Genomic DNA, 22,064 nt, shown 5'->3' on the forward strand with positions numbered 1-22,064 from the left:
ATGAAGATTCTCATGGGTCTGCTTAATAGTCTTTTCGCGGCATATCATCCTCCATATTTCAACGAGAGAGAAGGAGGCTTTCAACTACTCTTTTTCTGAAAAAAACGGTGTGTTTACTATTAATTGTCAATAATTTTCTACCTTTGTCCGAATTTTAAGAAGTTAGATGTTTTTAGACGTAACGAAAGAAACAAGATGAATGTAATTGAAAAGACGATTGATTTGGGTGATGGAAGGATCATCACCATCGAAACCGGGAAGTTAGCCAAGCAGGCTGACGGTTCCGTAACCGTCCGAATGGGAAACACGGTGCTGTTGGCTACGGTTTGTGCAGCAAAAGACGCGGTGCCCGGTACGGACTTTATGCCGCTTCAGGTAGACTATAAGGAGAAATTTGCGGCATTCGGCCGTTTCCCCGGCGGCTTTACGCGCAGAGAAGGTAAGGCCTCGGACTATGAGGTGCTCACCTCGCGACTGGTCGACCGCGTACTCCGTCCGCTCTTCCCGGACGATTATCATGCCGAAGTATTTGTAAACATCATACTTTTCTCTGCCGACGGTGAAGATATGCCGGATGCGTTGGCCGGACTGGCAGCCTCGGCAGCCCTTGCCGTTTCCGACATTCCGTTCGGTGGGCCGATCTCGGAAGTGCGTGTAGCACGTGTCGACGGCCAATTTATCATCAACCCGACTTTTACGCAGCTCGAAAAGGCCGATATCGACATCATGGTCGGCGCCACGTACGACAATATCATGATGGTGGAAGGCGAGATGAGCGAAGTGCAGGAGAGCGAGATGCTCGAAGCCATCAAGGTGGCGCACGAAGCCATCAAGAAGCATTGTCTCGTCCAGAAAGAACTCGAAGCCGCATGCGGCAAAACGGTTAAACGCGAATATTGCCACGAGGAAAACGACGAAGACTTGCGCAAAAAAGTACACGACGATCTCTACGCCAAAGCGTATGCGATTTCCGTTTCGGGACAGGGTAAACACGAGCGTGCCGAAGCTTTCGAGAAGATCGTAGAAGAGTTCAAAGCGCAGTATACGGAAGAAGAACTGGAGACGAAAGGGGCACTGATCGACCGTTACTATCACGATGTGGAAAAAGAAGCCATGCGTCGGGCTATCCTCGACGAAGGCAAGCGCCTCGACGGTCGGAAAACAACCGATATCCGTCCCATCTGGGTCGAGACCGATTGTTTGGCCGGACCTCACGGAGCCGCCATCTTTACACGCGGAGAAACGCAGTCGCTCACAACCGTTACGCTGGGTACGAAGAATGACGAGAAAATCATTGACGATGTGCTGAATCAGGGACGTGACCGTTTCCTGCTGCACTATAATTTCCCGCCTTTCTCGACGGGTGAGGCCAGACCGCAACGCGGCGTGGGACGTCGCGAGATCGGACACGGAAACTTGGCCCATCGCGCGCTCAAACGGATGATCCCGAGCGATTATCCGTACGTGGTACGTGTCGTTTCGGATATCCTCGAGTCGAATGGCTCGTCGTCCATGGCGACCGTTTGCGCCGGAACGTTGGCGCTGCGGGATGCCGGTGTGCCTCTCAAGAAGCCCGTATCGGGTATTGCGATGGGGTTGATCTCGGAAAACAAAGGAACGAATTACGCGATTCTTTCCGATATTCTCGGCGATGAAGACCATCTCGGCGATATGGACTTTAAAGTGACCGGTACGAAAGACGGTATTACGGCTACGCAGATGGATATCAAGGTGGACGGACTCTCGTACGAAATTCTTGAAAAGGCGCTTGCGCAAGCCAAAGAGGGACGTATGCATATCCTCGGAAAGATGACCGACGCTCAGCCCGAAGCACGTGCCGAACTCAAGCCTCATGCGCCGCGTATCGAAACCCTGATTATCGGCAAAGAATTCATTGGTGCGGTAATCGGTCCGGGTGGAAAGATCATCCAAGGCATTCAGGAAAAGAGCGGAGCAACGATCTCGATCGAAGAAGTCGACAATCAGGGCATCGTTGAGGTCTCCGCGACGAATAAAGAATCGATCGACGCTGCGATGCGTGCCATCAAGGCCATCGTTGCCGTACCCGAAGTAGGAGAGGTGTATGAAGGCAAAATTTCGTCGATCATGCCGTACGGTGCTTTCGTCGAGTTCATGCAGGGCAAAGACGGTCTGCTGCACATCTCGGAGATCGATTGGAAACGGTTGGAAACAGTTGAAGAAACAGGGCTGCGTGAAGGTGATAGCATCACCGTGAAGCTGGTCGATATCGATCCGAAGACCGGCAAATTCAAACTTTCGCGCAAAGTGTTGATGCCGAAACCCGAGGGGTATAAGGAAGCGGAGCGTCCCGCGCGTCCGCCGCGTCAGAACAATAACGGAGGCCGTCGTGACAATGGAGGCCGTCCGCATCGCGAGAACCATCGCGGTGGCGACCAATAATCGCGATGGTTTTCCTGCAAATAACCAAAGAAAGAGGCCGTCTCCAAACGAGACGCCTCTTTTTTTCGATTAGACTAATCCGTCCGGATTTTTTCTTACAATCCGGCTCTGTACTTTTCTACCGACTTACGCCGGACAAACAACTAACGATTTGTAACCTTTTTGGTAACATGAGTAACCTTTTTGGTGACATATTACGGACTTGTGCCGGTTAGAGGATGTTCGTGCGGGGTGAACATAAAAAAATGAGGCTGTCTTTGCTTTTGAGACAGCCTCATTTTGGCTTAGAAAAGATTTCGTTCTATTGCGCGTTAAGCCTCGGGGATGACCGGCTTTTTCTTCCGAATAGCATCCCAAAGCGCAAAACCGAGCAGTCCGATCAGGACGATTCCCACCATGATGGAGCCGATCATGGAGATTTTCGCACTGCGAAGATATACTTCGTCAATACACTTGAATTCAATCTTGTGCTGACCTGCGGGCACTTTCAAGCCTCGCAGGATATAATTTACCCGCACCGGCGATACTTCCTGTCCGTCGATATACGCGCGCCACGTTTTGTAGAATACTTCGGAGAAGACGGCCAGACGAGGCTGCATGCTGTTGCTCTCGTAGAGCAGATGACCCGGGTTGACGTAGTCGGCCAGACGGATCGAAGCCGTGCTGTCCGTCGCATGTTGTAACTGCTCCCAATCGGTCAGTTTATCTTTCCAGACCATGTCGATCACCGCTTTCTGCGACGGATCGAAGTCGTTTAAGGCAACGATTTCTTCATCGGGCGAGTTCACCCACTGAATCTCGTTCACGAACCACGCATTACCTAACGCCCGGTCGTTCTTCTGCACCTGAGGCCCTTGCTGAGTCGGAACGATGATATAACGCGTATTGAGCATATTCAGCACATTCGGGTTAATGCCCTGTTGCGAAAAATGATAATCGATTATATCCTGATAACGGCGCAACTTGGCCGGGCTGTATCCGCCGACGGATTTATGGAAGTACGACGTCTCCGATTCGTTGAACGTGCTTTTCGTCAAGTTCAACACCCGATAGTTCGGGTCTTTGTCCTGCAAAATGAGTTTGTCGGCTTCCGTCGCCACGATCTCGCGCGATTTCTTCTTCGGCACGAAGCTGTCGTGATTCAGGAAACGCTTGTCGACGGTCCACGCATCGATAAAGATCAGTACGCCGAAGATGGCCAGCAGATACCCCATCTTGTACGATATTTTTATATACAGCCACAATGCCGCGGCTGCCAGCGCGATAAACACAAACGAACGCCAAGCGTCGGCCGACAGGAGGCTCTGACGGTCGGAAACCAAGGCCATCAGCAGGTCGGGATACTGACCGAAATTCTGCGTGTCAGCCTGACTTGTGAAGCTCATCACACTGCCGCCGAACAACGCGTACAGCAGACACAGTCCTCCCGTAATGCCGGCCGAGATGTACAACGGACGAAGCAGTTTCTTCCGGTCGTCTTTGTATTCAAGAAACGTTTTGACAGCGAGTACGGCCAGCGCAACCATCGATACCTCCGCGATGACGAGCGCCATCGAAGGGGTACGGAACTTGTTGTACAGCGGCAGATGGTGGAACAGAAACTCATTGATCCCCGCGTTTTTCCCCCACGAGAGGACGAACGAAATCAGGGTCACGGCAAGCAGCCACCATCGTTCGGGACCTTTCACGATAAGCAGCCCCAGCACAAACAGGAAACAGATGATAGCTCCCACATAAACCGGTCCGGCCGTAAAAGGTTGGTCGCCCCAATAAGCCGGAGCGTACTGACAGAATTGCTTGCCTTGTGCGGCCTGTCCGTTACGGCTGAAGAAATGGTAACACTCCGAATCCGTGCCGATATCGTAATGCGAGCTGGCTCCGTAGAAGTTTGGTATCAGCAGCGTCATCGTTTCTCCTTTGCCGTAGCTCCAGTTGAACGCGTAGTCGATGTCCAGCCCGGAGCTCTCTTTCTTTCCGTCGGGATTGGCTTTCAGAACAGCGCCGCCACGCATCGTCTCTTTGACGTAATCGGCCGAGTTCATCAACGAACCTAAAGCCGGAGCGATAGCCAGCAAACCAACGACCAGTAGGACAGCGGATGATTTCAGATAATCGGGCAACGTATGTTCACGGATGGCATAGATCAAATAGACCACAGCCAGCACAAGAATCATAATCAACAGATAGTAGCTGATCTGCTGATGGCTCCACAGTACGTTCAAGCCCGTAAAAACAAGGGTGACGATACTTCCCCAGAGATATTTCTTGCGGTAGCAGAGAATAATTCCTCCGATAACCGGCGCCATCGTAGCCATTACAAGGCATTTATTGACATGACCGGCATGGATGCTGATCAGGTTGAACGACGCGAACGCATAGGCGATCGCCCCGATGATACTTAACCAGTGCCTGCACCCCAAGGCGATCATAAAAATGTAAAAACCGATGAGAGAGAGGAAAACCACAAAGGCGTTTCCGGAAAGGAAGTAGAGCGAGAACACGCGGCTCACAGAACTGAATATGTTAAAGATCGGAGCGCTATACGCGTAGTTGTGCGGCATTCCCCCAAACATACGGTTCGACCAGAAAGCGTGCTCTCCCGTTTCTTTATAGTGATCGGCCAGGTCTTTTCCCCAACCTTGCGCACTCGTCACATCGCCCTGCATCAGCCCTTTATTGTCGAATACTTCCGGCGCGAAGTAAATGACGGACAGCCCTAAAAACAATAATACCGCCACGATATGCGGCAAACTTTTTTTCAATGTATCGCTCATGATGTTCTATCTTTTCAATTCTTACATTATAATAATATCGATTCGCTAATAATTGTTCCCGAAAAGCTTCGCCCGGTAGAAACGAAAGGCAAACCAAAGGTGTCGTATTTGTGTCGGGAACGTGCCGTAATAGTTGCACATGATCCGGTAGCGCTCTTTCAACGACGCCTTGCGGTTGCGGGTCGTCATCCCCTCCGCGAGATAATGGACGAGACGCAGATGCGAATGGACAATCGCCGCGGATTGTTTCATGCAACGGATGCACCAATCAAAATCGGCAGAAAAGCGGTATTGCAGATCGTACTCCGGCGCCGCCTCCCGCTTCATCACGAAGGCCTGATGACAGACGAGCATGCCCATACGGAAACTCTTCCATGTCAAATGCTCCGGCGCTCTCAACCGACGAGCCGCCAGATATTTCCCTTCTTCGTCCACCACGTCCGTCTCCCCGTAAAGGATATCCGGCAGATGATGCCGCTGCGCGACTTCTGCCAGACGAGCAACGGTATCGGGCGACTGCAACGTATCGCCCGCATTGAGAAACCATACGTAATCGCCTGTCGCCATCCGCAGTCCTTTGTTCATCGCGTCATAAAGCCCCTTGTCCGGCTCCGAAACAACTTCGAATCGCTTGTTTTGCGCCGTCAGACGATCGCGATACGGTGCAACAAGACCGATGGTTCCATCGGTGGATGCCCCGTCGACCAGAATATATTCGATATTCCTGTACGACTGATCGCAAACACTCCGCAACGTCCGCTCCAACACTCTCTCGGCATTGTAAGTGACAGTGATGATGGAAAAGAGAGGGGGCATATATTATGACAACAAGCTATGATATAATGCTATGTGTTGTTTGGCAACGACCTCTTCGCTATAGCTCTGCTCTACCTTCCTACGTGCATCCTTCGAAAGCGTTTCCGGATCGGCTTCTTCCAAAATCCAGCGGATGCCATTGGCCAAATCGTCTGCGTTCTTATATTCCGCTACATACCCGTTCTTCCGATGATCGATCATTTCGGGAATACCTCCCACATCGAACCCGACGCAAGGAGTCCCGCATGCCATGGCTTCCATGATCGTGTTCGGGAGATTTTCCTCTAGAGAAGGGGTTATAAACACATTTACTGCATTATATAAACAAACAATATCATCGGCTTGGCTCAAATACCCCATCGAATATACAGGGATTTGAATGAGACTTATAAACTCTTCTTTTGCTTGTCCAAATACAACTAAGCAAACGTCCTTTAGTAGATTCAATTTTATAATCGCATCTACTAAATAAGATAAGCCTTTTCGTTGATCTGTGAGATTTGCAGCACCAAAAAGCAACATCTTTTTATCTTGGGGCAGACCAAGTCTTCTTCGACTGTCAATTTTATTGTTTGATTTAAATATAGAAATATTAATCGGATTAGGAATGGATAAAATACAATGATTTATTGAGAGGTTACTACTTTGAGCTTTTTTCAACAACCAGTGGCTACATGCAATCAATCTTATGTTGCTATTCGAAAAAATAAGCTCTCTTTTTTCTATGAATTTTTTTTCAGACAGATCATGTTTCTTTTTTTGTAGAAAGAAACATTCGGAGCACCTGCTCATGAAATGATTGCAATGTCGAGCATGATGACATATTCCCGTAAAAGGCCACATGTCATGCATCGTCCAAACAATCGGTTTGTCTAATGAAGATAGTTTGGCTATGCTACCCAAGGATAGAAACCCCTGATTGGTCCAATGCAGATGAATAATATCCGCCCATTTCACAAGAGGGTGCCGGTCGATACGGTATCCTGTATTGGCAATCGATACGGCAAATAAGTTCTCACGAGAGAAACCGTTATGTAACCAGATAACAAAACGCTCCCATAAGAATCGAAGCTTGCCAAGCCACTTGGGCTCCTTCTCATAGATACTGTATACGTGTTCGTCGTCCGTCTGCTTATCACGTACCAGCATCTTTACTGATATCCCTTGTTTCTCCAATGCTTGCTGCAAACGCTTGCAAGCGATGGCGGCGCCTCCTTGTAACTCAAATGTGCTAAGCAGAAGAATATTCATCTTATTTTCGTGCCGCGATCACAATATAGGGAGAAAGCCACCTGCCCTTGATAGGGAACAGTTTGATGGCATAACTTATGAACTTGATGAACCGTCGTATTATGGGAGATGTTTTAGCCTTAGGTTCTAACCATACGATCGGTTTTCTCGTGTATTCGACGCGCAAATCTTTCAGGGAGAATGTTGCCATGATTTCCTTCAATCGATCGATCTCCATCGACTTTAAATTGTGTGCGTCATAATTTTCTTTATCGAATCGGCGCTGTATCCATCCGTTCAACCCCAATAAGTTGGGCAAGGTGATTAATAACACTCCATTCGGAGCAAGTAAGTCGACATGTCGTCTGATTACATCTTCCGTATCATGAAAATGCTCGATGAAGCCTAATGAGAACACGAAATCGTAGCTGTTTTCGGTCGAGAAGTGAAAGAAATCCTGCTCGATGCAAGAGGCGGTATGGGGCTTGATACTGTTGATACGTTCTGTTTCTCGGACCATCTCTTCGTCGATATAGAAATCCAGCAAAGATACAGAGCATCCGTATTTTTTATGAAAAAATACAGACATCGTTCCCGGGAAACCTTCGATTTCGATGAATGATTTATTTTTTAAATCTTTGGGAAGAAAACGATCAAAAAACATTTTCTGCGGAACTTTTCCGTATTGATAATTTTTCCAGTATATTTCCCAAAAAGAGCGATCAGTCAGATTGTTATTCATCGTTGTTTACTTATTACATAAGTAAATGCATCTATGTACCGCTGACTAACGGTTTCTAAATTAATTTTTTCTTTGATCACCCGATACGAAGCCTCTCCCATAGTTTTTGCTTTTTCTTTATCTGATAGGACCAAGTCAATTTTATAAGCGAGGCTATCAACGTTACCTTCTTGAAAGATGTACCCATTTACACCATCCGTTATCAGGTCTTTCTCTGTTCCGTCACAAACGGAGCAAATTACGGGCAAAGAAAAGCACATCGCATCATTAATTGAAAGGCCTCCCATACCCGCTAACACATATACACTCGATTCGTGCATATATTGCCCTAATGCCAGAGGATCATAAATCGCTCCCGTAAAAACAGTTCTGTCTTTTAATCCGAGTTTCAGAACTTGTTGTTCCAGTGTTTCTCTTTCAGGGCCATCGCCGATAATGACCAGTTCGGCATCCGGATATTTATCGGATATTTTCTGAAAAGCCTCAACCAGTAAATCGACCTTCTTCCATTTCACCAATCGTCCGATATGAAGAATACGCGGACATATTTTGAGTATTGGAGGGGTTGATAGAACTTTTTTACGCTGCTCAAATAATGTATCCGTATCCGATGTGTTATAGCGAACAAAAATGTCTTCTCTTTTTACTCCGTAAGAAGGAAGAATATCGTATGCACAAGAAGCATAGTTGACCGTTGCATCTGCCTTTTTATAGATATACCGCCGTATCCACATCGTTAACATGGCACGGAGATAAAACGATAATCCCTGACTTTGTAGTTCCATGTTTTCATTGTATACCGGATGCTTCTTGAAATAGCCCAACTTTCCGAAAGGAGGGGTTTGAAAAGGGATCTCTTGTATAATCAGGCGGATTTTATTTTTTTTTATCAATTTGAGAATGCTCCGATCAAAAAACAAATGCAAAAAATAAGGCCATCCGATCATCAGAATATCCGGCTTCTCCTCTGATAAAATGCATTTCAGATCAATCAAAGCAGGCTTACCGTACCATTTGGTCTTTGAACGACTATAACAAATCCGATAAGACGTTTTTTTTGCCTCAGCGCGTTTTACTCCCGTCCCGACTGTCTTGTCATCATTCTGCGGTAACAACATCACTAACTCACAGCCTTTAGATACAAGACGCTCAATTAGAGGATGAGTGTAGGAGGTTATCGTTACGTTTACGTAGATGACTTTCATTTTTTAAGAAAGCAGGAAGGAGTCAACAATCCGTTCACAGGCCTTTCCGTCGCCATACGGATTGACTGCCTGACTCATTCGTTTGTAACATTCGGTATCATCTAACAATGACGATACTTCCGAGACAATCTTATCGTAATCCGTGCCGACCAGCTTGACTGTTCCGGCTTCCAGCGCTTCAGGACGCTCTGTCGTATCGCGCATAACGAGTACCGGCTTACCCAGCCCGGGAGCTTCTTCTTGTATCCCTCCGCTGTCGGTCAAGACGATATGGCTTTTTTCCATCAGATACACGAACGAGAGATATTCCAGCGGCTCGATAAAGAATAAGTTGGATTGACGATTCTCTCCGAAAATCTCTTTGATTGGTTTCCGAACATTCGGGTTCAGATGCATTGGATAGACAAAGTCCACATTCGGATATTTCTCGCTCAACGTTTTAATCGCCTGGCAGATATGTAGGAACCCATCACCAAAGTTTTCACGTCGATGGCCGGTGATAAGCACAAGGTGACGTCCCTCTTCCACTCCCAATCGGTCTGTATCATAGCCCGCGGCCTTCAGCTCTTTCCCGAGTGATAATTGTAAAGGAACGTCGTTTTTGATCTTATTGACAACGGCATAGAGCGCGTCGATTACGGTATTGCCGGTGACGATGATACGGCTCTTGTCGATGCCTTCGCGCAGCAGATTCTCCCGGCTCAACGGCGTAGGAGAAAAATGATGTGTTGCAATCCGGCCCGTAATCTGTCGATTCATCTCTTCCGGCCATGGACTGTAAATGTTATGTGTCCGAAGTCCGGCTTCCACATGCCCTACCGGTATCTGACGATAGAAAGCTGCTAAAGCCACAGCCATCGAAGTAGTCGTATCGCCATGTACCAATACGATTTCAGGCTTGGCCTCGGACAACACGTCGCGCATGCCGGAAAGGATTCGGGCGGTGACATCGTACAAATCCTGCCCCGGCTTCATGATGTTCAGGTCGTAGTCCGGAACAATCCCGAAGATGTTTAGCACCTGATCCAGCATCTCCCGATGTTGGCCCGTTACGCAGACCAACGTTTCATATTGATCGGGGTGTTTTCGGAACTCCTGCACGAGCGGAGCCATCTTTATCGCCTCGGGACGTGTCCCGAAGACTAACATTACTCTTTTCATCATTTTATTTTTTGAATATCCCACAGAAGTCTAAGATCACTTTCTCTTCTTGCCAAGGCAATGTTTTAAATTCATTGTGAGCCACCAAGAAAGCGACAATATCGGCCTTCTCATACGCTGTTTGATAGTTGGTCAGTTTGAAAACGGGATGCTCCTCAATGTTGGGTTCTACGACTAATAGATTCTCCGGCTCCGATTGCAATACTTTTTGCGTGATGTATTTAGCCGGGCTTTCCCGCAGATCGTCAATATTCGGTTTAAAGGCCAGTCCCATAATGGCTACGACAGGTTTCCGCGAGCGTTTCATCTCATATTCCAGCATGGCGTTTTTGATTTTTTCCGCACACCAGAAAGCTTTATAGTTATTGAGCTCTCGCGATTTGGCGATTAACTGAGACTCTACCGGGAATTCCGAAGTCAGAAAGTACGGATCGACTGCGATACAATGTCCGCCGACACCACAACCCGGCTGCAAGATATTCACCCGCGGATGCTTATTGGCCAACTCGATCAGCTCCCAAACATTAATTCCGGCCTTGTCACAAATCAGAGACAGTTCGTTGGCAAAAGCGATCTGTACATCGCGCGACGAGTTCTCCGTCAGCTTACACATCTCGGCCGTCTTGGCATTCGTCTGATGCAGATCTCCTTTCACGAAGAGCGCATAAAACTCCATGGCCTTTTGTGTCGAAGCCTCGTCGATTCCTCCGATCACCCGGTCGTTATATTCCAGTTCATAGAGGAGATTGCCGGGCAGTACTCTTTCCGGACAATAGGCCATGTAAATGGCTCCTTCCAATTCCGGACGTTCGGAGTAAACGAGATGTTTCATTTTATCGGTTGTCCCTACCGGCGAGGTCGATTCGATAATCAGCAGACTGCCTTTCTTCAGCAAGGGAATAACCGAGCGGATAGCTGTTTCGACATACGAAATATCCGGCTCATGATTACCTCTGAAAGGTGTCGGAACGACAATCAGGTATACATCACCCTCTTCGGCCTGCGTAGTTGCACGCAAATGTCCGCTTCGCACGACCTGTTCAACCACTTCCGACAATCCCGGCTCTACGATATGCGTCTCACCTTTATTAACCGATTCGACCACCCGTTCATTGATATCGACACCGACGACCGTGAGTCCCTTTCCGGCCAGCATCGCCGCCGTCGGGAAACCAATATATCCTAAACCGATGCAAATAATTTTGTTCATTGTTAGTTGCTATGTTGCATGAAAGTTCTTTTACATCAATTTCTTGAAGAAATAAAACAGATAAGGCACCAGATTGTACTTACCGTTTTTCTTCCGCTCGTATTGCTTTATTCTATTTGCCAATGCTTTATCGAATGGTTTTGCTTTCACTTTTTTGAGTATTGTGCAAATCATCTCCGAGCGGTCTCCCCAATCATAATCTTTAACCGCGCTTAAACGTGCCTGTTCCTGAAATATATCCAAGTCTGAGAAATGTTTTATATAGTACATCATCTGCTCTACGAGCGAATCTGTAGAGACTTTACATTGTGGCCAAAAATATCCGTCACTTCTGGAGTAGAGGTATTCAATATCGACTAATTTTCCGTTTACTCCGTCTTGTATGAATTCATTCATAGGGGCATGATTCGATACGATACAAGGCAGTCCGCAAGAAAGGGCTTCGACCACGGTCAGTCCTAATCCATCTAAGATGGACGGATATACGTAGACGTCTCCTAAGCCGTAAAGTCCCGGTGCGGGAATGGTTGCTGTTCTAATTTCAATGTCAGGATGATGATAAATGGACGGATCGAAATGTTCGAGGCACGTCTCTAATTTGCGTTGTGTATGAATAAGCAGTTTCGCTTGATGTCCTTTCGGCAATCTTAAAAATGCGTTAATGACGGTATCTGTCCCTTTCCTTTTCGGATTCATTCCCGCGGAGTGAAAGAAAGTGAGGTAATCATTCTTTTGACGTTTTACGTTGAATACGTCCGTTTCCGTTCCCCAAGGGATGAAATAGGTTTGCGGTATATCTTTAAACAGCAGGTAATGGCGGCGAGTATTGCAAAATATATAATCGTACATTGCAAAGAAAGGGACGGTATCTTCCTTGTAATAGTCGACGTATGTTCCTGTCTTAATACCGAGTTCCTTACACCATACGACAGGGGGCCACCAGTTTTGCTCATTAAAGAGGACGATATCGATACGATTCTTCGTCAGCCACCGCGTAAAATCTTTTTTTACCATCAACCCGATGTCTCCACTATAATATCTCTTAGATATCTTTCCCCATGTAACAAACTCTTTATCCCAGTCGGACTGATTTTTACCGTACGATTCTCCGCTACGGGCATAGACAAAGACTTTGTTATCCGGATCGGTCTGTATGGCTTTCATATATTGTCGCGAAACGTATGCCGCGCCTCGCTCGAACCATGTCGATACAATTCCTACGTTCATATCATCAACGAGCGATTAGTTTATGACCATAGCAAACAGTTTGTGCCTGAGATGTACGACCGTGTAATGGGGATTGGCTTCCAATATCAGGGATTCGAGCACTTGCGGGTCGTCCGGGAAATGATAGGTACAAATTGCGAGTTTGGGCGCCAGTTTCTTCAAGGTTTGTTGTGCTCCTCTGAGCAAATTACGTTCGAAACCTTCAATATCGGATTTGATATAATCGATTTTCGTGATACCGTTTGCTTCGACAAAGGCGTCCAAGGTTGTGATTTGAACGGTTTCGTAGCGATCGGTGTATACGGCTTGTCTTTGGGTGTCGAAATTTTCACTCACCAACGAATTAGATCCCGAATTCTGATCGCAAATATTGATTTTCAACTCTTCTTTTTTATCGCCTAATCCGGATTTAACGGGAATGATATACGGACTGTTCAGGCGCGCTGTTTCGCAAAGCCAGTTGTAGGTGCTATCGGTTGGTTCGAAGGCATAACTTGTAGCTCCTTTCGAGGCTGCATAAGCGCTGAAATCGCCCAACCATGCGCCGGCATCGATCACGATATCGCCCGGTTTTACGGTAACATCGAAGACTCCGTCAGTATATCCGTATGGGCCTTCGACCATGCTTTTATCAAGCTTCTCGACGAGATGTTTGTGATAGTTTTCGCCATAATGGCAGGAGAACAATAATACATCTTCAAACACGTGACGTAATACATCCAATTTCTCAGGATCGTGAGAGATGTCGGGGATTTTCGCACCGTTGAAATTAAAGCATTTTTCTACCGGGTCGAAATATCTCATGACCGATTGATGTTTGGCTTTACGAAGACGTTTCTCAAAGAAAGGATATGCAATCTTTGTTTTTTCAGAAATCCGGCGCAGAAAATAGCTGGCGGTTTCTGCTTTTGTCCATTTCAGGCGGGTATATCCGTTCCAAGTATTTGATAGCAGCTTCATGACCTTGTATGATGTCTTGTATGATGCAGTGACATGGCTTTAAACACGTCGTTAAACCGGTTGATCCATGTATGCTCTTGTTCGGCTCTTTTTCGCGCGTTTATCTTCATGTTCATTCTTTCATTGCTTTTATTGTTTTGTAAATAAAATTTAGCTTTATCGATATATTCTTCTTTTGTACGGTAGAGTACGATTTCCTTTCCGTCCTCAAAATATCCGGCCAATTCGTCGATATAAGGCGCGAATTGCAGGCCGCCGCACATGGGTATCTCGAAGGTGCGCAGGTGGATTTTGTGTACCGGTGTACGCAGCAGATAGGTATCCCACACTTCGGTAATGCCGAGCGAAAGAGCGAAGTCGGAGTAGAGGCGATTCATCTCTTCGAAAGAGACGGACGGATGAATGTGTAAATGGTCCGATTCGAGCAGTTGCGGACGGGAAGTGAATTTCTTTTTTACCTTGCTCCAGAGAATTCGTCGGCCGATCGGGAATTTCATCAAATCCAAATCGCCCCGGTCGATTCGGACGAGGGGCTTGTTTTGGCTCGGCGTTCGGATGGCTTGACCGGATGGGGGACCATTCAGTAAATGGTCTGAATAGAGACTGCACGGTACGCCGCCTTTCAGCAGATCGTTGATTTTCATCACCCGTGTTCCGTAGGGTGTACCAATAAAGCCTACGGTGGGGATTTCGGCCGTGAAGCGGGGACGAAAAACGTGCGGATTGGCAGCGTAAGGCAGAAAGATACATGTACAGCCCCAGCTTTTAAACAAGGGCATGGTTTCGAACGAGGTGAGCCAGACCAAATCGAAGAGAGGAGCTATTTGCCGTTGCATAAAGGGCGCTTGCAGGTTATCGGAGCAAAGCAGCAGGGTAGGTATACCTCGCTGTTTGAACCGTCCGACGGTCTCGGGTTTCACCAGCTCGTCTCCGTGAAGACTGACCATCAGGTCGGCCGATACTGCGCCGGCAGCTTTTGCAAGTGCTTCGTTGAATTGCTCCACATCGGAATATGCGAGTGGGTTGAAGACGGTAAGGGTATGTCCGGCGCGCTTCAACTCATCCAGAAAATGGATGCGTGGGACCGAACGCATGACAGACCCGTCGTCTTCGTAGATAAATAACAGATGCATTTCTTATTGCCGTGTCTTTATATCTGTTTGGGGCGACGGCTCCTCTCTCGCTTTTTCACGTTTTTTTCTACGGTATGGGTGAATCGGCAGGAGGAGTGGGTGTTGTGCCCTTCTTTTTTTCGCCCAGCGTATGACGCAGCGAGACAAGTTCGTTTTGTTCGTTGACGGCCTTCTCTACTTCGGTGGCGAAGGCTTCGTATTTCGCGGCGTCGACTTCTTTCATGATGTCGAGGTATTTGATCAGTTTCGAGTTGATGGTTCGCAAGAGTGCCACTTTGATGCTGCTGGCGCTGGGCAGATTTTTCTGCTGTGCAAGTTCGCGGAGATATTCCACCTGAGTAGTTGCGAAGTCTTGCTGTGCTTCGCGCAGGGCTTTGATGGCGTCGTAAACTCCGGGCAGGGCCGTGATGTTGGGTTCGAGCGATGCGTCGGACAAGTCGCGCAGCAAGGATTCGATGAGCGACGTTTCGGCGTCGTAATTTTCAGAGACGATGGACATCGTATAGTTGTCGAACACGCGTTTGAGTGCCGGCGCATGCTGTCGTGCGAATTCGGTCGGCATGTTGGCGTAGCCGTTGAGTACGTGACCCAAGGCGCGTACGCAACGGTCACGTACCCCGTCGCGGTCGTCCAGCTCATTCAGTACTTTCAGGCGTTTGATGGCTTCGGTAATTTGTTCGGACTGTAGTTTCATCGTATCCATCGTGGCAACGAGAAACGGGTCTTGGGTCAACTCGGGGCGAGCATGATACAAGGCAATGATTTGATCGGATACGGCATCCACTTCGGTGGTGCGACTGGCTGTTTTCAGGTAGTTCATGTGTTTTATTTTTTATGGGTTATATAATGAAAATTACTGTGCATGTTCGGAAAATATGGCTGCCAAGCATCGTTACGGTGACGAGTCCCGACTCAGTGACGTATCAGTCCGATGTTACGATGACGACGATCGTTGGGATTTATCGCCGTCGTTCGTCGCGGTAACGTTGTCCGAGCGACTGTCTGGATAGACTTTGTCAGGGTGACGAAGAGCGTTTTCATGCTTCGTTGCGTCTCGTTACGGTAAGTATTATAGTGGGACGAGACACTTTCGTAATACAAAAAGGGTACGAATTGCGTGTGGAAGAAATTCATGAGCGTGTATTTCGTTTTGCCGGACTCGTAAAGCGTATGACTCCCGGACGAAGTTCCCGGCTCATATACAGATAGCCGGGAGTCTGTTCGAATGTCATGCCCGTATCGGTTAATATCTGCCCGATGACTTGCGGGTCGTCTTTCTTATGATAGATGCAGACCGCTCCGGCAATAGACTCAGCCGTTGCCAGCAAATGTCTTGCCCCGTTTAGTGCTTTCCGTTCGTAGCCTTCAATATCCATTTTCAGAAAAAGATGGTCTGTTGGTTTGTCACGGAAAAAAGTATCCAAACATAGATTCTGTTCATCATCCGTATCGCTCACGTATTTTTTCACGATGGTGATTTTCTCTTTCCATGGTTCAAACGTCGCATGAAGTGCTTCGATCCACATATCTTCACTCTCGAAAAGGTAAGCATGGCGGATATGTTCAATGGTGTCGAGCGTAAAAATGCCTTCTGCGCTACCTACATCGAGTAATGTTCTTCCTTCCATTTCGGCATAATCGTTCACATAACAATGTGCTGAACGCTTATCCTGTTCGATGAGTAGACCCAGATAGTTTTCGCGTACCAGTTTGGCGCTCATTCCTTTTTTGAAGAAAAGCCTTTGCCCCTTGTGCAATACATAAGGCAAATTGTTTTGATAATACACATGAGCATCTTTCAACCCTCTGTTTTTCAGATGTTTACCCCCCCCCTCCATTAAGTGAAATTCTTTACTGGATGCCAACAAGTTACTGCTTAATGCAAATGCCCGCCCATTTCTGTATTCTTTCACCCACAGGTAAGGGTAGGGACAAGGGCCCACAATTGCCCATTCATGGAGAGCTTTTTCTTCCTCATTACGAGGCTTTCTAAAGAAAAAAAGGAGAGTGTAATATTTTGCTTTCAGCGGCTCGGTCACATAGTTACGTAACGTCAGCAGCCATTTACCCAGAAAAGCGCGATAGATGTTTTTACGAATATTTTGGGGAATGAATTTGCGGTAAAGTTTTGCAAGCATGATATTTTATATGCGTCTTATATGTTTTTATATTATCGTTGAATCTTTACTTTCAAGAATACGACAGCCTCTTTCAACATGGTAGATCCTGCCAACCACAATAGGGTGATATAAATCGTTGTCATAGCAATTACTTTTATCGCGAGACTTAAATATACATTACTCATTCCTATTGTCGCCCCCCAAGCCCCTCCGATAGCCAGGGCGGTTACGGCGACATACGGAAAAATATCTTTCACCACGTCACTTATTCGCAGACCGATAAGTTTATGCGTGTACAGATGCCAAAAAAACGTACTGCAACAAAATACCCCCACATAAGTCGATACCATGACGAAAATATTCCCCGACAAATAATAACACACCAGCAACGACAGCAGCTGGGCGGCAAAAAGTATCGTCATAATGTTCATATAGAGATATGACTTTCCGTGCGAAAAAGCGAGCGACATGTACAAAGCGATCAAATAACTGTTCAGTCCCCAAATGCAAAAAATCTGCAGAAAAGGAATGCTGGGTCTCCACGTCGGGCCCAGTGCGATAAGAATAAATTCCTTTCCGGCGAAAGCTAATCCCAACAATGCCGGAAAAGTAATAAAAGCTCCGAAACGAAGCATCTTGCGGAAAACGTTTAGCTGACGCTGCCTGTCCGACTGAGCTTCTACCAATACCGGCTGAGCAATGTTATTAAGCGTCGAAACAATCATATTTCCTCCCATGATGGCCCATTTGTTGCCTTGAGAGTAATAACCCGTCATCGTTTCGTGGTACGCTTTCCCTAAGATGACCGTCATCAGATTATATGTGATCTGTGAAAAAACTCCCGTAACAAAGACCTTGACTGAAAACCCGAACATCTCTCTGAGCGGAGCCCAGTCAAATTCAAATGTCGGCCTCCATGGCGATAATCGCCAGCGAAGCACGACGATGATCAAGACCTGAGAAAGTTGCTGAATGACCAGCCCCCAAAAGGCAAAACCGTTTAACGCCAGAATTAACCCGATAGCCCCCGATCCGAAAACAGCGGCCATATCGATGACTCCCCGCTGCTTGGCCATGATTTTTTTTAGCAGCAAAGCGTTATGCGCTACACCTGTCGCCGAAATAATAAACGTCAGAAACAAGACACGCGAAAGGGAAACCAGCACCGGTTGGTTATAAAATCGAGCGATCCACGGCGCGGCAAAGAAAAGAAGAACGTATATCCCGAAGGCTACGAATACATTGAACCAGAAGACCGCATTGTAGTCCTTATGTTCGATGGTTTTTCGATTGACCAGCGCTGTGGTAAAACCACTGTCCATAACGGTATTCGCTACGGCTGTGAAGATAGCCAGCATCGCCACCAGCCCGTAATCGTCGGGCGAAAGGATCCGGGCGATCGCTATACCAAAAGCCATGCCGATCACTTGCTGGACGAAATTGCTGATTCCGCCCCAGAACAAACCTTTGGCTGTTTTTTCTTTCAGTGTAGCTTCTGGCATTAGGGAGTTATTCTCCTTCTTTTTCTTTTACGTAGCGAGGTGTTGAAGCGTTCTGAATCGCCTTCAATGCAATATCTTTTACACTGGCTTCAGCACGAAGAGCCTTATCGGCATACTCTTTTACCTGTGCTTGCAGTTCTTTTATTTTTTCCTGTAGAGAATGTATTTGCTGGTCCTTCAGACGAAGCTCTGCCGCATTCTGCTGCTCGGAAAGTTTATTTTTAAACTCATACTCCGTCTTCAGGCTCTTTGTGATTTCCGCTTCCTTATCAATCAATGCTTTTTCTAACAACTGAGGATATTCAGCATGATATTTGCGTAACTCCACCAATTCTGTTTCTGCAGTTTTCAGGTTGGTTTCACGTTCCATCATTTCCTGCTCGAACTTTGCCTTCCGCTCTTGGAGCTCTCTTTCGAGCTGCTGTACTTTGACTTTATACTCATCTGTATCTTTTTGTCTTGCAGTTTTCAGATTGTATGCATACTCTTCTTCTTCACGCTGACGTTGCTTGGCTACCTCGTTGAGATGCTCCTCCTGTGTCGTTTTGTGTTTTTGCTTCTCTGTCTCCCATAAAAGTCTCGCTTCAGCCATTTCTTTTTCAAATGCCTCTTTTTTCTCTTTCTGCACAAGAAGCATGGTCGCCAATGAATCGGTATTGGCGGTGAGTGAGTATAAGTCTTCGAGCTTTTTTTTCTCAACTTCAATGGCCATCTTTATATCGGATAATTTCTTGTATTCCATAGAAAGTTCTTCCAATAACCCGTTTAATGAACCATTCAAACTTATTTTTAAGTTTTCGATGCTTTTTCCGATATGGTCTTTCGACAAGTCCGAAACGCGATCACTTATCTCTTTATTTTGCTTCTCTTCCTGTTCTAATTTAGGATGATTGGCCTTGGCTTTCTGCACTTCTTCCAGAAGACTTTCGTATGCTTCGAGAATCTCTGTCTTGGTGTTTTTGGATGATACGACGGTTGCCATAATTATTGATCTTAATTTGTTATTTAATCATTTTTTGTCCGGATCTTTCTTCAACGCATAAATCCGCTCGATCATATCGACGACTTTCATGCCTTCAAGCACATTCGTCGTTATCGTATCGGAAGTGTTCCCGGAAAGGACATTCACCACGTTGCGGATTACGAGGTGATGGTTCTGTGCCGAGCCTTTGTAAGCGCCGTAGTCGTTGCCCGGATTCGTAGGTGGAAGAGTCGGCATCTCGTAGTCTCGGATATGGCAATACTCGACTTCGTTCATGTATTGTCCCCCGATTTTCACACTTCCGTTTTCCGCCACAATCAGCATACTGCTTTCGAGGTTTTTATTCCAAACGGCGGTCGAGTAGTTCAATGACCCCATGCCTCCTCCGTTCGTAAAACGGAAGTGAACGACACCCGAGTCTTCGAAGGCGGTTGTATCGTGGTGGTTGAAATCGTCGAATCGCGCCTGTATGTCGGTAATGTCGCCGAAAAGCCAATACATCACGTCGATAAAATGCGAGAACTGCGTAAAGAGCGTGCCGCCGTCCAAATCGGCCGTTCCGTGCCAGCCGCCGGCTTTGTAATAGCGTTCATCGCGATTCCAGTAACAGTTGAGCTGAACCATGTAAATCTGCCCCAAACGTCCTGACTCGATCATCTCTTTGATCCATACCGAAGGCGGAGAATAGCGGTTTTGCATCACACAGAAGACTTGCCGATGGTGCTTCAAGCCAGTATAGACGACCTTCTCGGCATCGGCCACAGAGAGAGCCATCGGCTTTTCGATGACGACATGATAGCCAGCCTCCATCGACCGAATCGCCATCGAGGCATGCAGGCCGTTCGGCACGCAAATATTTAATACGTCGAATGGGATACCGCTTTTTAGCAATTCGTCGAAACTGCGGAAGAAAGGTACTTTATATGCCTCGATACCCAATACGAGTTCAGGTCGGATATCGCAGAGCGCGACCAGTTCGGCGCCCTCTTCACGCGAAATCATTTCCGCATGGCGTTTGCCGATATGTCCGCAACCGATCACGGCAAAACGAACCGGTTTGATCATTTCGTTTGTTGACTTCTTCATACAACAAGTCCACGTCACTCCCATCATGCGGGGTGACTCAAAAAGCGTTGCAAAGATACAAAACTTATTCTATACAACGTGTCGTGAAGATCGTTATTGCAAGCAATATCCGTAGCTCACGAGGGGTAATCTTCGTTTTCGTGACCGATGTTTGTCTGTCATCATGCTTCAATTTCTCCCCTCGATTCGCTCGTGTAACGAACAAATTAATCCTCTCGTGGGAAATTTCGCTTTGCTTTTAAGCTTTTCCGCCGTACCCGAAGCCAAGATCGTCAATCACGGCTTTGACTTCGGCTTCCGTAGCGGTACCTTCGACAAAGGCCGTCCCGCTGTTCAGATCAACGCTTACGGAAGTAACGCCTGCCAATTTGCCAAGACCCTTCTCCACACTTTCCTTGCAATGGTTACAACTCATGCCGGTGATTTTATATTTTGCTGTCATATCGTTTGTTTGTATAGGTTTTTGTTTGTATTTCAAGAAAAAAGCATAGATGAGCAGCAGTACAAGCAAGATACTGCACGACGTTTTGAACCAGGGCGTATCCGGCTGGCAACAGGCCGCAGCCGTCGCAGTAATCGGCGCCGCAAACCATTCGGCAGGCAATAGATAATCGATTGCCAATCCGAATCCGACTGCACCGGTAATAATGGCTGCAAGATACGTAACAAGTGTTTTTACCCCCATCACTTTACGTATAACGAGAATAGCCGCCATGTTCGTTGCCGGTCCGGCCATCAGCAGGACAAGTGCCGCACCGGGCGACATCCCTTTCAACATCAATGCTGCGGCAATCGGGATAGACCCCGTGGCACAAAGATACATGGGGACAGAGAAGAGCAGTACGAGCAACATGTTCTTTATCGGAGTGTCGGCGTACTGCTCGAAGAAGGTCGTTGGTACGAAAACGGTAATCAATCCCGCAATCACCAATCCGATTACTAACCATTTGCCGATATCTTGAAGCATCTCCACATATCCGTAGCGCAGTGCTTCGATCAGACGGTTTTGCCGTTTCGGACGGACGGTTTCATCAGTGCATCCGCAGGTGGAAGTGCATGGTTCGCTCGACTTTTCTTCATCTCCGGCAGCAAAGCGGTTTACCGCTACCCCACCTACCATGGCGGTCACCAGTGCCACGATCGGACGGATAATCGCAAACGGAAGTCCCAACAGCGAATAAGTGGCCATGATCGAGTCGACTCCCGTTTGTGGCGTAGCGATGAGAAAAGAAGTGGTTGCCCCCTTGCTCGCCCCTTCGTTGCGTAACGACATCGCCGTAGGGATCACGCCGCACGAACAGAGAGGTAACGGGATGCCGAATAAGGCGGCCCACAATACCGACCGGAAATCGTTATGCGAAAGGTAACGCGTGTAAATCCCCTGCGGCACATACACATGCAGCAGTCCGGCAAAGAGGAAGCCCAGCAACAGATAGGGCGACATCTCATTCAACAAATTGACAAAAGCATTCCAAGATTCCATACACATTATCTT

Annotated in this window: 18 protein-coding genes; 1 reads left to right on the plus strand and 17 read right to left on the minus strand. The window is 47.2% G+C overall.

Translation table 11 applies throughout. From position 1 onward, the window contains the following. Positions 1-195: 195 nt before the first annotated feature. A complete protein-coding gene (locus Q4A89_RS00140; RefSeq protein WP_303182758.1) occupies positions 196-2,421 on the plus strand; it encodes a polyribonucleotide nucleotidyltransferase in 2,226 nt (741 codons plus the stop codon). Positions 2,422-2,732: 311 nt separating this feature from the next. Here Q4A89_RS00140 and Q4A89_RS00145 read toward each other — a convergent pair whose 3' ends face one another. The 17 genes from Q4A89_RS00145 to Q4A89_RS00225 all read right to left on the minus strand — a co-directional run bounded on the left by Q4A89_RS00145 (position 2,733) and on the right by Q4A89_RS00225 (position 22,052). Beyond that, positions 2,733-5,195 carry a hypothetical protein gene (locus Q4A89_RS00145; RefSeq protein ID WP_303182760.1) on the minus strand — a complete coding sequence of 821 codons (2,463 nt, stop codon included), beginning with the start codon at positions 5,193-5,195 and terminating at the stop codon, positions 2,733-2,735. A gap of 45 nt (positions 5,196-5,240) precedes the next feature. Then, a complete protein-coding gene (locus Q4A89_RS00150) occupies positions 5,241-6,011 on the minus strand; it encodes a glycosyltransferase family 2 protein (protein ID WP_303182762.1) in 771 nt (256 codons plus the stop codon). A gap of 3 nt (positions 6,012-6,014) precedes the next feature. Further along, entirely contained in the window at positions 6,015-7,262 is a 1,248-nt protein-coding gene (locus tag Q4A89_RS00155; RefSeq protein WP_303182764.1) for a glycosyltransferase, read from the minus strand. Position 7,263: 1 nt separating this feature from the next. Next, positions 7,264-7,983: a bifunctional 2-polyprenyl-6-hydroxyphenol methylase/3-demethylubiquinol 3-O-methyltransferase UbiG gene (locus Q4A89_RS00160; RefSeq protein WP_303182765.1), complete on the minus strand. Its 720-nt coding sequence runs from the start codon at positions 7,981-7,983 to the stop codon at positions 7,264-7,266. Next, positions 7,980-9,188, minus strand: coding sequence for a glycosyltransferase (locus Q4A89_RS00165; RefSeq protein ID WP_303182767.1), 1,209 nt, complete (start codon positions 9,186-9,188; stop codon positions 7,980-7,982). Before Q4A89_RS00165 ends, Q4A89_RS00160 begins: the two co-directional genes overlap by 4 nt. Positions 9,189-9,191: 3 nt before the next feature. After that, positions 9,192-10,349, minus strand: coding sequence for a non-hydrolyzing UDP-N-acetylglucosamine 2-epimerase (gene wecB, locus Q4A89_RS00170; protein ID WP_303182868.1), 1,158 nt, complete (start codon positions 10,347-10,349; stop codon positions 9,192-9,194). 4 nt (positions 10,350-10,353) lie between these two features. Then, complete coding sequence (gene wecC / locus Q4A89_RS00175; RefSeq protein WP_303182769.1) at positions 10,354-11,559, minus strand: UDP-N-acetyl-D-mannosamine dehydrogenase; 1,206 nt, start codon at positions 11,557-11,559, stop codon at positions 10,354-10,356. Between the two features lie 30 nt (positions 11,560-11,589). Continuing rightward, positions 11,590-12,786, minus strand: coding sequence for a glycosyltransferase family 4 protein (locus Q4A89_RS00180; RefSeq protein ID WP_303182770.1), 1,197 nt, complete (start codon positions 12,784-12,786; stop codon positions 11,590-11,592). Between the two features lie 15 nt (positions 12,787-12,801). Further along, positions 12,802-13,746: an FkbM family methyltransferase gene (locus Q4A89_RS00185; protein WP_303182772.1), complete on the minus strand. Its 945-nt coding sequence runs from the start codon at positions 13,744-13,746 to the stop codon at positions 12,802-12,804. Then, entirely contained in the window at positions 13,743-14,879 is a 1,137-nt protein-coding gene (locus tag Q4A89_RS00190) for a glycosyltransferase (RefSeq protein ID WP_303182774.1), read from the minus strand. Before Q4A89_RS00190 ends, Q4A89_RS00185 begins: the two co-directional genes overlap by 4 nt. A 67-nt stretch (positions 14,880-14,946) precedes the next feature. Beyond that, positions 14,947-15,699, minus strand: a complete 753-nt coding sequence (locus Q4A89_RS00195; protein WP_303182775.1) for a DUF6261 family protein — start codon at positions 15,697-15,699, stop codon at positions 14,947-14,949. Between the two features lie 92 nt (positions 15,700-15,791). Further along, positions 15,792-16,013 (minus strand): hypothetical protein, encoded by a 222-nt coding sequence (locus Q4A89_RS00200; protein ID WP_303182777.1) that lies wholly within the window; start codon positions 16,011-16,013, stop codon positions 15,792-15,794. After that, on the minus strand, positions 16,010-17,017 hold the full coding sequence (locus Q4A89_RS00205; protein ID WP_303182779.1) for an FkbM family methyltransferase: 1,008 nt from the start codon (positions 17,015-17,017) through the stop codon (positions 16,010-16,012). Before Q4A89_RS00205 ends, Q4A89_RS00200 begins: the two co-directional genes overlap by 4 nt. 32 nt (positions 17,018-17,049) lie before the next feature. Beyond that, on the minus strand, positions 17,050-18,501 hold the full coding sequence (locus tag Q4A89_RS00210) for a lipopolysaccharide biosynthesis protein (RefSeq protein WP_303182781.1): 1,452 nt from the start codon (positions 18,499-18,501) through the stop codon (positions 17,050-17,052). A gap of 7 nt (positions 18,502-18,508) precedes the next feature. Next, positions 18,509-19,483, minus strand: a complete 975-nt coding sequence (locus Q4A89_RS00215) for a hypothetical protein (RefSeq protein ID WP_303182783.1) — start codon at positions 19,481-19,483, stop codon at positions 18,509-18,511. Positions 19,484-19,510: 27 nt separating this feature from the next. Continuing rightward, a complete protein-coding gene (locus Q4A89_RS00220; protein ID WP_303182870.1) occupies positions 19,511-20,548 on the minus strand; it encodes a Gfo/Idh/MocA family protein in 1,038 nt (345 codons plus the stop codon). Positions 20,549-20,807: 259 nt separating this feature from the next. Continuing rightward, positions 20,808-22,052 (minus strand): SO_0444 family Cu/Zn efflux transporter, encoded by a 1,245-nt coding sequence (locus tag Q4A89_RS00225; RefSeq protein ID WP_303182784.1) that lies wholly within the window; start codon positions 22,050-22,052, stop codon positions 20,808-20,810. Between the last annotated feature and the right edge of the window lie 12 nt (positions 22,053-22,064).

It is taken from the genome of Tannerella sp. (genome assembly GCF_030528505.1).
Taxonomy (GTDB): Bacteria; Bacteroidota; Bacteroidia; order Bacteroidales; family Tannerellaceae; genus Tannerella.

Excerpts from the sequence above, each read along its gene's own strand:
- Q4A89_RS00140 (WP_303182758.1), top strand. The coding sequence starts at position 196 with ATGAATGTAATTGAAAAGACGATTGATTTGGGTGATGGAAGGATCATC.
- Q4A89_RS00145 (WP_303182760.1), bottom strand. The coding sequence starts at position 5,195 with ATGAGCGATACATTGAAAAAAAGTTTGCCGCATATCGTGGCGGTATTA.
- Q4A89_RS00150 (WP_303182762.1), bottom strand. The coding sequence starts at position 6,011 with ATGCCCCCTCTCTTTTCCATCATCACTGTCACTTACAATGCCGAGAGA.
- Q4A89_RS00155 (WP_303182764.1), bottom strand. The coding sequence starts at position 7,262 with ATGAATATTCTTCTGCTTAGCACATTTGAGTTACAAGGAGGCGCCGCC.
- Q4A89_RS00160 (WP_303182765.1), bottom strand. The coding sequence starts at position 7,983 with ATGAATAACAATCTGACTGATCGCTCTTTTTGGGAAATATACTGGAAA.
- Q4A89_RS00165 (WP_303182767.1), bottom strand. The coding sequence starts at position 9,188 with ATGAAAGTCATCTACGTAAACGTAACGATAACCTCCTACACTCATCCT.
- wecB (WP_303182868.1), bottom strand. The coding sequence starts at position 10,349 with ATGAAAAGAGTAATGTTAGTCTTCGGGACACGTCCCGAGGCGATAAAG.
- wecC (WP_303182769.1), bottom strand. The coding sequence starts at position 11,559 with ATGAACAAAATTATTTGCATCGGTTTAGGATATATTGGTTTCCCGACG.
- Q4A89_RS00180 (WP_303182770.1), bottom strand. The coding sequence starts at position 12,786 with ATGAACGTAGGAATTGTATCGACATGGTTCGAGCGAGGCGCGGCATAC.
- Q4A89_RS00185 (WP_303182772.1), bottom strand. The coding sequence starts at position 13,746 with ATGAAGCTGCTATCAAATACTTGGAACGGATATACCCGCCTGAAATGG.
- Q4A89_RS00190 (WP_303182774.1), bottom strand. The coding sequence starts at position 14,879 with ATGCATCTGTTATTTATCTACGAAGACGACGGGTCTGTCATGCGTTCG.
- Q4A89_RS00195 (WP_303182775.1), bottom strand. The coding sequence starts at position 15,699 with ATGAACTACCTGAAAACAGCCAGTCGCACCACCGAAGTGGATGCCGTA.
- Q4A89_RS00200 (WP_303182777.1), bottom strand. The coding sequence starts at position 16,013 with ATGAATTTCTTCCACACGCAATTCGTACCCTTTTTGTATTACGAAAGT.
- Q4A89_RS00205 (WP_303182779.1), bottom strand. The coding sequence starts at position 17,017 with ATGCTTGCAAAACTTTACCGCAAATTCATTCCCCAAAATATTCGTAAA.
- Q4A89_RS00210 (WP_303182781.1), bottom strand. The coding sequence starts at position 18,501 with ATGCCAGAAGCTACACTGAAAGAAAAAACAGCCAAAGGTTTGTTCTGG.
- Q4A89_RS00215 (WP_303182783.1), bottom strand. The coding sequence starts at position 19,483 with ATGGCAACCGTCGTATCATCCAAAAACACCAAGACAGAGATTCTCGAA.
- Q4A89_RS00220 (WP_303182870.1), bottom strand. The coding sequence starts at position 20,548 with ATGATCAAACCGGTTCGTTTTGCCGTGATCGGTTGCGGACATATCGGC.
- Q4A89_RS00225 (WP_303182784.1), bottom strand. The coding sequence starts at position 22,052 with ATGGAATCTTGGAATGCTTTTGTCAATTTGTTGAATGAGATGTCGCCC.